At 63.3% G+C, this 11,881-nt stretch carries 10 protein-coding genes; 4 read left to right on the top strand and 6 right to left on the bottom strand.

The window, feature by feature from the left end:
• The first annotated feature begins 108 nt into the window (after nt 1–108).
• Genes AC1DWQ_RS10500 through AC1DWQ_RS10490 form a run of 3 tightly spaced genes read left to right on the top strand, consistent with a single transcriptional unit; the run spans nt 109 to nt 5,800 of the window.
• Nucleotides 109–1,566 carry an efflux transporter outer membrane subunit gene (locus AC1DWQ_RS10500; protein ID WP_477669561.1) on the top strand — a complete coding sequence of 486 codons (1,458 nt, stop codon included), beginning with the start codon at nt 109–111 and terminating at the stop codon, nt 1,564–1,566.
• On the top strand, nt 1,563–2,708 hold the full coding sequence (locus tag AC1DWQ_RS10495; protein ID WP_477669560.1) for an efflux RND transporter periplasmic adaptor subunit: 1,146 nt from the start codon (nt 1,563–1,565) through the stop codon (nt 2,706–2,708). The genes AC1DWQ_RS10500 and AC1DWQ_RS10495 overlap by 4 nt, the downstream gene beginning before the upstream one ends.
• Complete coding sequence (locus AC1DWQ_RS10490) at nt 2,705–5,800, top strand: efflux RND transporter permease subunit (protein ID WP_477669559.1); 3,096 nt, start codon at nt 2,705–2,707, stop codon at nt 5,798–5,800. Before AC1DWQ_RS10495 ends, AC1DWQ_RS10490 begins: the two co-directional genes overlap by 4 nt.
• Before the next feature lie 48 nt (nt 5,801–5,848).
• Here AC1DWQ_RS10490 and AC1DWQ_RS10485 read toward each other — a convergent pair whose 3' ends face one another.
• From AC1DWQ_RS10485 to mltG, 6 genes are all read right to left on the bottom strand, one after another.
• Complete coding sequence (locus AC1DWQ_RS10485; protein WP_477669558.1) at nt 5,849–6,505, bottom strand: ankyrin repeat domain-containing protein; 657 nt, start codon at nt 6,503–6,505, stop codon at nt 5,849–5,851.
• An 11-nt stretch (nt 6,506–6,516) separates the two neighbouring features.
• The gene (locus tag AC1DWQ_RS10480) at nt 6,517–7,314 is read right to left on the bottom strand and encodes a TatD family hydrolase (RefSeq protein WP_477669557.1); all 798 of its coding nucleotides are present in this window, start codon (nt 7,312–7,314) and stop codon (nt 6,517–6,519) included.
• Between the two features lie 117 nt (nt 7,315–7,431).
• The gene (locus tag AC1DWQ_RS10475) at nt 7,432–7,812 is read right to left on the bottom strand and encodes a PilZ domain-containing protein (RefSeq protein ID WP_477669556.1); all 381 of its coding nucleotides are present in this window, start codon (nt 7,810–7,812) and stop codon (nt 7,432–7,434) included.
• Nucleotides 7,813–7,878: 66 nt separating this feature from the next.
• A complete protein-coding gene (locus AC1DWQ_RS10470; RefSeq protein ID WP_477669555.1) occupies nt 7,879–8,997 on the bottom strand; it encodes a DNA polymerase III subunit delta' in 1,119 nt (372 codons plus the stop codon).
• Complete coding sequence (gene tmk, locus AC1DWQ_RS10465; protein WP_477669554.1) at nt 8,994–9,686, bottom strand: dTMP kinase; 693 nt, start codon at nt 9,684–9,686, stop codon at nt 8,994–8,996. Before tmk ends, AC1DWQ_RS10470 begins: the two co-directional genes overlap by 4 nt.
• A 148-nt stretch (nt 9,687–9,834) precedes the next feature.
• Nucleotides 9,835–10,842, bottom strand: a complete 1,008-nt coding sequence (gene mltG, locus AC1DWQ_RS10460; protein WP_477669553.1) for an endolytic transglycosylase MltG — start codon at nt 10,840–10,842, stop codon at nt 9,835–9,837.
• A gap of 84 nt (nt 10,843–10,926) precedes the next feature.
• On the opposite strand from mltG, the gene ygfZ reads away from it, so the two are divergent.
• Nucleotides 10,927–11,880, top strand: a complete 954-nt coding sequence (gene ygfZ, locus AC1DWQ_RS10455; RefSeq protein ID WP_477669552.1) for a CAF17-like 4Fe-4S cluster assembly/insertion protein YgfZ — start codon at nt 10,927–10,929, stop codon at nt 11,878–11,880.
• Nucleotide 11,881: the final 1 nt, after the last annotated feature.

Here is an 11,881-nt window from a genome sequence, read left to right as displayed (position 1 = left end):
AAGCCCCGGTGCCGGCCAGCGTGGGCCGGTTTTTTACCCAGCTTAACTTTCGCCAACGTTGGCGAGCATTCGCGATACCTACCATGACTGCTGATTTTCAGGAGCAGCATGCAAACCTATCGACTCACCGGCTGGCGACACTTTTCCATTCCTGGGATTGGCCTTGCTATCGGTCTTGCCATCGCGCTTGGCGGCTGTGCGGCGGTCGGGCCGGATTATGCAGAGCCCAACCCCGCAGCGGCGGCGCTTTGGCAGGGGCCCCTGCCCCATGGAGGCAACGTGACTGCGCTCAGCGACTGGTGGAGCCAGTTCAATGACCCGGTGCTGACCCGGCTCCAGCGTTCAGCCGAATCCGGCAGCCCCACGCTCGCCAAGGCATGGGCCAACATCGAGAAGGCGCGCGCCACGTTGTCCAGCGCCGGTGCTTCAGGTCTGCCAGGTGCAAATGGGCAGGCATCGGTGACACGCGGCACACAGCAAACCGGCGAAGTGGCGACCGCCCGCAGCGCAGGCCTGGATTCTTCGTGGGAGCTGGATTTGTTTGGCAAGGTAAGGCGCAGCACCGAATCAGCCAGCGCCCGTATACAGGCGCGCGAAAACGACTGGCACGACGCGCGCGTTTCTCTTGCGGCGGAAGTGGCGGATACGTATGTGCAGTACCGAGCCTGCGGGTTGTTGGCCACCGCTTACGAGCAGGAGCTGGCTTCCATGAGCGAGACGGCCAAAGCCACGGAGTCGCTGGTACGCGCCGGCTTGACCGCCGGCACAGAAGGCTCACTGGCTCGTGCCAGCCTGGCCAGCACCACCTCTGCCGGGCTCGCGCAACGCGCGCAATGCGAGCTGCTGGTGAAGTCATTGGTGAATCTCACTGGAATCGACGAACCCGAGCTGCGTCACCAGCTGGTGCAGGGCGGCACCGGCATCCCGCAGCCGGCGGGCCTCGATGTGCAAGGCGTGCCGGCACAGGCGCTGCGCCAGCGGCCTGATCTTGCCTCGCGCGAGCGCGAGTTGGCAGCTGCAAGTGCAGACATCGGTGTGGCGCAGGCAGACCTCTACCCGAGCCTGTCGCTTTCAGGATCTGTCAAGGTTTCTGCGACCGGCCTCGCTTCGTCATTGACCACCTGGTCGTTCGGCCCCAGCTTATCCATTCCACTCTTCGACGGCGGGCGCACGCGGGCCGCTGTCCACAGCGCTCGGGCCGGCTACGAAGCCGCCTATGCCGACTGGCGTCAAAGTGTGCGAACGGTCGTGAAGGAGGTGGAGCAGTCGCTGGTTCGCCTGGACGGCGCTGCGACGCGCACGGAGCAGTCAGAACGCGCCGCCCACGAATACCGGAGATACCTCGTGGGAGCGGACGCGCAATGGCGCGCGGGCACCATCAGCCTGCTCACGCTGGAAGAGTCAAGGCGCCAGGCGCTGTCAGCCCAGATCGAATTGATCGGCCTGCAACGTGATCGCGTCGAATACTGGATCGCTCTGTACAAGGCACTGGGAGGGGGCTGGCAACCCGCGACCCCGGCAAGTCCCCCCGCAGGCGCCGCCTACGAAGAAAAAGCCAACTCATGAAAAGAATATTCAACGTCAACCGAAAACTGGTGATCACTGTCGCGGCAGCTGTCGCCGTCCTGCTGATCGCGCTACTCGCATGGCGCGCTTTGACGGCCAAAGATCCAGGCACGGCGGCAGGGTCAAGCGCGAGTGCCCTGACGGTCAATGTCGTCTCCGCCGAAACACAAAGTTGGCCGCAGCAGTTGCAGGCCAGCGGCGCCTTGACTGCCTGGCAGGAGATCATCGTCAGTCCTGAGACGGGTGGGTTGCGCATCGCGCAGTTGCTGGTTGATGTGGGTGATTCGGTCCGGCGAGGCCAGCTGATGGCGACGCTTGCCGACGATACGGTACGCGCGGAGCTACACAAGCAGGAAGCCCTGGTGGCACAGGCCGGTGCCAGCTGGGCTCAAGCCAGCACCAACCGGCAACGCGCGCAGTCGGTGGACGTGGCCGGCGCCCTGGCGCCACAGAAGATGGACGAATACCTTACGAATGAGGCGGCAGCGGTGGCGTCTTTATCTTCGGCAAAGGCGGACCTCGAGAGCGCATCCCTGAAACTCAAGCACACGAAGATCGTGGCAGCGGACGACGGCGTCGTCTCTTCCAGGTCGGGGATTCTGGGTAATGTCGTCAACACAGGCGCCGAGTTGTTCCGCCTGGTGCGCCAGGGCCGTGTGGAATGGCGCGCAGAACTGGATTCACGTCAGCTTGCAGGCGTACGCGTGGGCCAGACTGCCCGCCTCGTTTTGCCTGGGGGCAGGAATGTGGAAGGAAAGGTGCGCCTGGTTTCGCCCACGCTGAGCACGGCCACGGGACGTGGGATCGCCTACGTCAGTCTGGCATCCGGCGAAGGGGTGCAGCCAGGGCTTTTCGCCAGCGGCACGATCGAGCTCGACGCAAAGACGGCATTCACCTTGCCGCAATCCGCGGTCGTGTTGCGTGACGGCCGCAGCTACGTCTATGTAGTCGACTCCGTCAACAAGGTAGCCGGCCGGCTGGTCACCACCGCGCGGCGGCAAGGCGACCGGATCGAGATACTGTCCGGGCTCGATGGCACTGCCCGCGTGGTGGCCAGCGGTGGGGCCTTCCTGTCGGAGGGGGCTGCGGTTACCGTAGCGCCAGCGCCCGCGGCGGCAGCGCAGAAAGTGGGTGCCAAGTGAACCTCTCTTCCTGGTCCATCCGCAATCCAGTTCCTGCGGTCCTTCTTTTTTTTCTTCTCACGGTGCTGGGTGTAGTGGGTTTTCAACGCCTGGAAATCCAGGATTTTCCGGACATGGACCTGCCGACTATCCAGGTCAGCGCCTCGCTCGAAGGTGCGGCACCGGCGCAGCTTGAAACCGAGGTGGCACGGAAAATCGAGGACAAGCTTGCTTCACTCACGCGCCTGGATCACGTTACCACCACAATCACCGAAGGTGCGGTGAGCATCAGTGTCAGTTTCCAGCTCGACAAAAACAGCGAGGAGGCCCTGAGTGAAGTGCGTAACGCGGTCGACAGCGCCCGCGCGGAACTTCCGGCAGGCATGAACTCCCCTACCGTCTCCAGGTTGACGGCTGCGGGATCGGCCATCCTCACCTACACGATCGAGTCAGGCCGGATGGACGAGCAGGATCTCACCTGGTTTGTCGACAACGATGTGTCGAAAGCGCTGCTGGCTGTCAAGGGTGTCGCGTCGGTGGCGCGCGTCGGCGGCGTTGACCGAGAGGTGCACGTGGACCTCAATCCCTCGCTGATGGCCGGCCTTGGGGTCACGCCCGCGGCTGTCTCTTCCCAACTCAAGTCTGTGCAGAAGGAAAGCTCAGGCGGCCAGGGGCAGGTCGGATCCCAGCGGCAGTCGACCCGCACCATCGCGACGGTCGGCTCGGCGGCAGAGGTTGCTGCCATCAGCATCCCGTTGACCGACGGGCGTTATGTGCGACTGGACCAGATCGCCCGCATTACCGATACCTACGCCGAGCGCAGTACGCGCGCCTTCCGTGGCAGCAAGTCCGTCGTTGGTTTTCAGGTCAAGCGCTCGAAAGGTTACTCCGACGTGGGTGTTGCCGAGGAGGTACGCGCCGCGGTGGACGCTTTTGCAAAGGCCCACCCGGAAGTGAAGATCGCCGAGGCGAGCAACACGGTGACGCCAATTCAGGAGAACTATGAAGGCTCCATGTTCCTCCTGGTCGAAGGTGCGTTGCTGGCCATCCTGGTGGTCTGGTGGTTCCTGCGCGACTGGCGGGCCACCCTGGTCTCGGCGACCGCACTGCCGCTGTCGATCATCCCTACCTTCGGCGCCATGGCGCTCGCGGGCTACTCGCTCAACACCGTGACGCTGCTGTCGCTTTCCCTGGTGGTGGGCATCCTGGTCGACGACGCTATCGTGGAGGTTGAGAACATCGAGCGGCATCTCCAGATGGGAAAGACACCCTACCAGGCGGCCATGGAGGCAGCCGACGAGATCGGCCTGGCGGTGATCGCCACAACCTTTACCCTGGTCGCGGTGTTTCTTCCCACTGCTTTCATGGGCGGCATCCCGGGCCTCATTTTCCGGCAGTTCGGGATTACTGCCTCGGTCGCGGTGCTGGCGTCGCTTCTGGTCGCGCGGCTGCTCACGCCCATGATGGCGGCCTATCTGCTCAAGCCGCACCAGCCCGGCAAACACAGCGGCAGTACGGACGGGCCGCTGATGACGCGCTACCTGCGGTGGGTCCGCACCACACTGGCACGGCGCAAGGGCACCGTGCTGGCAACCGTGGTGTTCTTTGTGCTGTCACTGGCATTGATCCCCTTGCTACCCACCGGTTTCCTGCCGGCACAGGACAAGGCCCAGTCGAGTGTGAGCCTGAAGCTGCCGCCGGGTGGCACGCTGGAAGAAACCGCGGAGGCCGGCCGCCGTGCGGCCGCATTGCTGCGCGGGCTGCCTGAGGTGAGCGGTGTATTCGTTTCCGCCGGCACCGCGGCCAGCAGTGGCGGCTTGGGCGGCGCCAGCGCATCGACCGATGTCAGCAGCACCACGCTCACGGTTGAGCTGGTGCCGCGCGGGGAACGTAAGCTCAAGCAGTCAGGCGTCGAGGCAAAAATGCGCCAGACCTTGCGGGCCTTGCCCGGTGTACGGGTCTCGGTGGGGAGCGGCGGTAGCGGGGAGTCACTGGACATTACGCTGGCCGGCGATGACCCCGAAGCGCTGGCCTCAGCCGCTACACGGGCCGAGGCCCAGCTTCGCACGCTCAAGGGTATCGGCAACGTGACCTCGAGCGCCGCCATGCAGCGGCCCGAGATTCAAATCCGGCCCAACGCTGAGCGTGCGGCAGCGCTGGGTGTGACCACCGAAGCGCTTGCCGACGCGGTGCGGTTTGCCACCTACGGTGACTATTCCACGGCCCTGCCCAAGCTCAATTTGCCGGAACGCCAGATCCCCATCCGGGTACGGATGGATCCGTCAGTACAAACCAACCTTCAGGCTGTAGGCCAATTGCGCGTTCAGGGCAGCGGCGGCACGGTGAGTCTGGCGTCTGTGGCCGAGATCGTCATGGGCAGCGGCCCTTCCCAGATTGCCCGCCTGGACCGTTCACGTAACCTGACGCTCAGTGTCGAGCTCGGCGGGCGCGCGCTGGGCGAAGTCCAGCGCGAGGCCATGGAACTGCCGGCACTGAAGAACCTGCCCGCGGGTGTGAAGCGCGTGGAGCAAGGCGAATTGCAGCGTATGTCCGAGCTCTTCCAGAGCTTCGGCGTCGCGATGGCCATCGGTATTTTCTGTATCTACGCCGTGCTGGTGCTGCTGTTCCATGATTTCATGCAGCCCGCCACGATCCTGTCAGCTCTGCCGCTGGCGATGGGAGGCGCGCTGATCGCATTGTGGGTGTCGCACCAGGCGTTCTCGATGCCGGCGGTGATCGGCGTTCTGATGCTCATGGGCGTCGTGACCAAGAATTCTATTTTGCTGGTGGAATACGCCATCATGGCGCGGCGCGAGCACGGGGTAAGCCGCCTGGGCGCGCTGATCGACGCCTGCCATAAGCGGGCCCGGCCCATTGTGATGACCACAGTGGCCATGGGTGCGGGCATGTTGCCAAACGCGCTGGGCCTGGGCGCGGAGCCGAGCTTTCGACAGCCCATGGCCATTGTCGTGATTGGCGGCCTGCTCACTTCTACCGTGCTGAGTCTGTTGGTGGTGCCGGTGGTGTTCACCTATGTTGACGACCTGCTGCAATGGTTGCGGCGCCGTTTGGGTCACAAAGAACGAGTGGCCCTGGCGTCCGACGTGCCGTGACAGAAGCATCTGCGCGGATCTCGGGCTTTACTCCCGAGCATCACGTGGTCACCATTGCCCGGCAGGCCGCCTCTTCTGCAAGGCGGTGGTGATGGCTTCTGCGGCGTCGGGCCGGTTGCCTTGCTGGGCAAACTGCAGGGCAGTCAAACCCAGCTGGTTTTTGAGCTGCGGGTCGGCACCCTCCTCCAGGAGAAGACGCACTGCTTCCGTGGTGCCATACATGGCGGCCATCATTAGCGGCGTGGTGCCGTTGGGGGACTCGGCATCAATATAGGCGCTGTTTTCCAGCAGCAGGCTGATGATGGCCACGTGCCCGCCGCTAGCGGCGTAATGCAGCGGCGTCCAGCCGGTCTTGTTGACGTCGGCGCCCTGTTTGACCAGCTTCTCAGCCAGGCCCTGATGGTTCTTGAGGGCGGCCAGCATGAGTGCGCTTTCCCCCTTGTCGTTGAGGGTGTTGACGTCGGTCTTGGGCCAGTCCACCAATACCTGCGCTGCTCTGAGCGATGGCTCCTTCAGCGCGAGAAAGAGCCCACGCTCGCCTTTTGGGTCAGGTGTGTTGGGGTCAAACCCCCGCTGCAGCAGTGCCTGAATAGTGCGGGGATCGTCGCGCTTGACTGCGATGAAAAAATCATCATACGACCCTGCATTTGCCGAAGAAAGTCCATAAAAAACAACGGCAATAATTGCTTTCTTAAAGTAATTCATGAAGTTGTTTTTCATGCTTTAACCCCGCTGAAAAGCTGCTCGAAGTTTCGGCTTGTGGCCTCTGCAATGGCCTGGATGGGTTGTTGGGTGAGTTCCGCAATCTGCTTGGCCACCAGGGGAACATACGAAGGATTATTGGTTTTACCGCGGTACGGCATGGGCGCGAGGTAGGGGCTGTCGGTCTCAATCAGCATACGGTCCATGGGGACAAATCGGGCCACCTCCCGCAAATCCGCCGCGTTCTTGAAGGTCAGGATGCCGGAAAAAGAGATGTAAAACCCGAGGTCCAGGGCGGCTCGGGCCACCGCCTGGGTTTCGGTAAAGCAGTGAAAAACTCCAGTGGCGCTGTCGGCCTGGCCGGCGTTGCCGCCCTCTTCCTTGAGCAACGCAATCGTGTCGTCGGACGCGCTGCGGGTATGAATCACCAGGGGCTTGCCGGTCTGGCGAGCTGCCCGGATGTGCACGCGAAACCGCTCCCGCTGCCATTCCATGTCCGCCACGGTCCGGTCACCCAGCCGGTAATAGTCGAGCCCGGTCTCGCCAATGCCGACCACTTTGGGCAGGCTGGCGCGTGTCAGCAGGTCGTCCAGGCTGGGCTCCCGGACATCTTCGTTGTCGGGATGCACGCCGACGGTTGCCCAGAAATTGTCGTAGGCCGTGGCTAGCCCATGAACAGTTTCGAACTCTTCCAGGGTGGTGCAGATGCACAGCGCGCGGTCGACCTGGGCGGCCAGCATGGCCTGGCGGATTTGCGGCAATTGGGCCTGAAGCTCCGGAAAGCTCAAATGGCAATGGGAGTCAGTGAACATCGCGGTACAAGGTTAGGTATCAAAACAGGCTGCAAGCCTTATTGGCCGTGCGCAAGCAGCTATAAATACCATAGCAACCACGCGCTTGCCGGTGCGGCAGGCCGCGTTCGGCAAGGCCTAAATGGTCTGTGTGGGGCGGTCGGACGCCAAGTGGGCGCCGAGGATTTCTTCAATCTTGATCTTCAGAAGACGGGATTTATCGTCCGACGGGAATCGGACGCCAACGCCTTGCGTGCGGTTGCCGGCCGCCCTTGCGGGTGTGACCCAAGCCACTTTGCCGGCCACCGGATAGCGTTGTGTATCTTCAGGAAGCGTCAGCAGGACGTAGACGTCGTCGCCCAGCTTGTAGTCGCGTGCAGTCGGAATGAAAACGCCGCCTTCCGTGAACAAGGGAATGTAGGCGGCGTAAAGCGCTGCTTTTTCCTTGATGGCCAGCTGGACAACGCTGGGGCGGGCGGTGGCGGCTGCGGGTGAACTGGCGGGCGGTGGTGTGCTCATGGCGCTAGTTTATCGGTTTGACTGCTGCGGCGTCTGCAATTGCAGCATAAAAGAAACGGTTTGGGTTTATTTCGCATTCAGCGCTGTGCGGGCCCGGCTTACCAGCGATTCAAGCATCAGGCCCGGGTTGTAGGGGTGTTCCACCGTGCGGGCAATGGCCGCCAATTCTTTGGACCAGCTTGCAAGGGCGTAAAGCCCGCCACCCGTCTTGCCGGCCGCAGCGGGAAGGGCCGCCGGAAGGTCGCTCGCGTGGAAAAACCGCGGCGCGGCGCCCATGCGCACAGCCAGTACGTCGTGGCAAAGCTTTTGCAGTGCATCCACAGCCTGCGCTGGCGCCCAGTCCGACAGCGCGCTCACGTCGCCGCGCGCCATGGCTTTGGGCAGGGCCTGCCAATGTTGGGCGGCTTCCGCGGGCGGATTGTTCTGTGCCCAGTTCAGCGCGTCGGCGGGTCGCCCGCCCGCGGCCACCAGCAAGGTTTGCAATTCAGCGGCTTTTGGCGCTGCCGCGGCTTTTTTGGTGCTACCGGCGCTATCACCTGCCAGCGTGATTTCCTGCTGGAGCCAGCCCAGAGCCTGGTCAAAGTCCGGCCAGACCATGGTGTGGCCAAGGCACCGGCTCCGGATGGTGGGCAGCAACTGGTGCGCGGCCTCGGTGGCCAGGACGAACTTGACGGCGCCTGGAGGCTCTTCCAGGGTCTTGAGCAGGGTATTGGCCGTGACGTTGTTCATGCGCTCGGCCGGGAACACCAGCACCACCTTGGTGGTGCCGCGTGACCGTGTGAACTGGGTGAAAGACACGGCTTCGCGCGCCGCATCGACCTTGATTTCCTTGCTGGGCTTGCGTTTCTTGCTGTCCAGGTCGTCCTGCGTCTTTTCGTCGAGCGGCCAGCCAAGCGCCAGCGACAGGGTTTCGGGCATCAGCATGCAAAGGTCCGCATGCGTGTGTACATCTACCGCGTGGCAACTGCCGCAGTGCCCGCAGGCCCCCTGCGGCGTGGCTTCTTCGCAAAGCCAGGCCCGCGCCAGTGCCAGCGCCAGTTCAAACTGCCCCAAACCCGAAGGTCCGCTCAGGAGCCACGCATGGCCGCGCTGGGCCAGCAGGCTTTCAAGTTGCGCCTGGAGCCACGGCGCCAGGCGCGGATTGCTGGATTCGGCCGTCGCCGGCAAAGTATCCAGAACGCTCATGACAACCAGCCTTTGGCGATAAACACCTGCTGCACGGCCTGCCAGACTTCGTCGCGGCTTTTCGATGCGTCAATGCGGGCGAAACGTTCGGGGTGATTTTTCTGCCGGTCCGCGTAGCCTTGCGCCACGCGGCGGAAAAACGCCACCGGCTGAGCCTCGAATTTGTCGGGCAGGCGCGCGCCGGTCAGCCGCCGGGCCGCTTCTTCAGGCGCCAGGTCAAACCACACCGTCAAATGCGGCTCGATCACGGTTTCCACCTCGGGCTTCATGGGTGAATTGCCCGCGGGGTCGCCCAGCAGCCCTTCGTCGGATTGCACCCAACGCTCCAGGGTTGAGAGCAGCTTCAGGTCAAAACCGCGCCCTGCGCCCTGGTAGGCAAAGGTTGCGTCGGTAAAACGGTCGCACAGCACCACGTCACCGCGCAGCAGCGCCGGCGCAATCACATTGACGATGTGGTCACGCCGCGCGGCAAAGATCAGCAGCGCCTCTGTCAGCGGGTCCATGGCGTCGTTCAACACCATGGCACGCAGTTTTTCGGCCAGCGGCGTACCACCCGGTTCGCGTGTCAGCGTCACCGCCCTGCCCTCGGCCTTGAAGGCTTCAGCCAGGCCGGCAATGTGCGTAGACTTGCCGGCACCGTCTATGCCTTCGAAGCTGATGAAAAGGCCGCTCAGAGGTCTATTACTCATGATGTCATTCGCGTAACGCCAAGCCGCCAACTGAGCGAAAGTGACACGCAAGCAGGGGCCGCGGAACCGGCTTTGCCGGGCCGCAGGCGCAGCGCCCCCTCGGGGGGCAGCGCAGTACGCGAAGCGACAAGCGTGGGGGCCATAGTTATTACTGGCCTCTTATATATTTGTTCACCGCGCGGTTGTGCTCGTCCAGGCTGCTGCTGAAGTGGCTGGTACCGTCGCCGCGCGCCACAAAATAAATGGCCTTGGTCGGTGCCGGTTGCACGGCGGCCAGCAGGGCGGCCTTGCCCGGCATGGCGATCGGCGTGGGCGGCAACCCGGCGCGGGTGTAGGTGTTGTAGGGCGTATCGGCCAGCAGGTCGCGTTTTCGCAGATTGCCGTCGAACTTGTCGCCGAGCCCGTAAATCACGGTGGGGTCGGTCTGCAGCAGCATGCCCAGGCGCAGCCGGTTGGTGAAAACGCCGCCGATCTGGGCCCGGTCCGACGGCTTGCCGGTTTCCTTTTCGACGATGCTGGCCAGGATCAGGGCCTCGTCAGGGGTTTTCAGCGGTGTGTCCGGGCTTCGCAGTACCCAGGCAGCGTCCAGCCGCTTGTCCATGGCCCGTGCTGCGCGCTTGAGCACGGCCAGGTCGCTGGAACCCTTGGCGTAGGTGTAGGTGTCGGGGAAGAAACGGCCTTCGGGGTGCACACCCGGCCTGCCCAGCTTTTGCATGATGATTTCGGGCGCCAGGCCAAGCGTGTCGGGCGCAAGCTGCTCTGCTTTTTGTAGCGCTGCACGCACCTGGTTGAAGGTCCAGCCTTCTACCAGGGTGACGCTTTTGAGGGCTTGATCGCCGCGCACCAGCATGGCGAGCAGCTTTTGCGGCGTGGTGCCGGGTACCAATTCATAGCTGCCGGCCTTGATGAGCCGGGCCTGGCCCGAAAAGCGAAACCAGGCATGGAGCAACAGGGCCGGGACATCGGCGCCGCTGGCCACGATGACCTCGGCCACGCCGCTGGCGGGCGTGCCGGGCTCGATTTCAAGGTCTACGACCTGGCTGCCGGGGGCCAGCCGCAGGGGAATCGGCTCGTGCAGCCACCACAAACCCGCGCCAAACAACAGCAGGGTGCCGGCAAATACCAGTATCAACAGACTTGTAAAGACACGACGCACAACCCAGCTACCTTTTCTGTACAGAACGCAAAACCTCGAGCCTATGATAATTCAGCCCATCTCCTCATCGAATGTGAACGCCCCATGACCCTGCCTTCTGCCGCTCACCTGATTTCCGGCATCACCGAACTTGCGCACCTGGGTGTCATCCGTGCCTCCGGTGAAGATGCCGTCACGTTTTTGCAGGGCCAGCTGACCCAGGACGTGGCCCTGATGGGGGCTGGCGAAGCGCGCCTGGCGGCTTTCTGCAATGCCAAGGGCCGGATGCAGGCCAGTTTTGTGGTGTTCAAGCGCAGCAGCGATGCCGGCCAGCAGGACGTGCTGCTGCTGTGCAGCCGCGACATCCTGCCCGCCACACTCAAGCGCCTGTCGATGTTTGTGCTGCGTGCCAAGGCCAGACTGACCGACGCCAGTGCCGAATTCGCGCTCTATGGCGTCACCGGAGCCGCTATGGATTCGATAGCTGGTGGCGCCCGTCCTGTATGGTCAAAAGCCGATTTTGGTGATGCAAATATGGTGTTTTTGCAGCCCGGCGCGGGCCAGCCGCGTGCGATTTTGTGCGTACCTGCCACTTCACCCGCTCCCGAAGGACCGCGCATCGACAGCGCCTTGTGGCACTGGCTGGACGTGCAGTCCGGTATTGCGATGATCACGCAACCCATTTTTGAAGCCTTTGTGCCGCAAATGCTGAATTACGAATCCGTCGGAGGGGTGAACTTCAAAAAGGGTTGCTACCCGGGCCAGGAAATCGTTGCGCGCAGCCAGTTCCGCGGCACGCTCAAACGGCGCGCATACCTTGTTCATACCGCCGGAACACCGGCAACAGGCCAGGAGATATTTCACGCCTCCGATGCAGGGCAGCCTTGCGGGCTGGTCGCCGCGGCGGCGGCCAATCCCGCTGGCGGCTTTGACGCCATCGTGTCGATGCAGACCTCTGCCGCCGCCGATGCCGGCGACGGCCGGTTGACGCTGGGAAGCGCCACAGGCGAAGCCTTGAGCCTGCTTCCCCTGCCCTACCCGCTGCTGGAAGATATCTGAT

The organism is Polaromonas sp. P2_G11 (genome assembly GCF_056403595.1).
The sequence above is the reverse complement of the archived record's forward strand: the minus strand, read 5'-3'. Positions and strand labels throughout refer to the sequence as shown.

Excerpts from the sequence above, each read along its gene's own strand:
- AC1DWQ_RS10475 (WP_477669556.1), bottom strand. The coding sequence starts at position 7,812 with ATGAGCACACCACCGCCCGCCAGTTCACCCGCAGCCGCCACCGCCCGC.
- AC1DWQ_RS10495 (WP_477669560.1), top strand. The coding sequence starts at position 1,563 with ATGAAAAGAATATTCAACGTCAACCGAAAACTGGTGATCACTGTCGCG.
- AC1DWQ_RS10500 (WP_477669561.1), top strand. The coding sequence starts at position 109 with ATGCAAACCTATCGACTCACCGGCTGGCGACACTTTTCCATTCCTGGG.
- AC1DWQ_RS10485 (WP_477669558.1), bottom strand. The coding sequence starts at position 6,505 with ATGAATTACTTTAAGAAAGCAATTATTGCCGTTGTTTTTTATGGACTT.
- AC1DWQ_RS10480 (WP_477669557.1), bottom strand. The coding sequence starts at position 7,314 with ATGTTCACTGACTCCCATTGCCATTTGAGCTTTCCGGAGCTTCAGGCC.
- tmk (WP_477669554.1), bottom strand. The coding sequence starts at position 9,686 with ATGAGTAATAGACCTCTGAGCGGCCTTTTCATCAGCTTCGAAGGCATA.
- AC1DWQ_RS10470 (WP_477669555.1), bottom strand. The coding sequence starts at position 8,997 with ATGAGCGTTCTGGATACTTTGCCGGCGACGGCCGAATCCAGCAATCCG.
- ygfZ (WP_477669552.1), top strand. The coding sequence starts at position 10,927 with ATGACCCTGCCTTCTGCCGCTCACCTGATTTCCGGCATCACCGAACTT.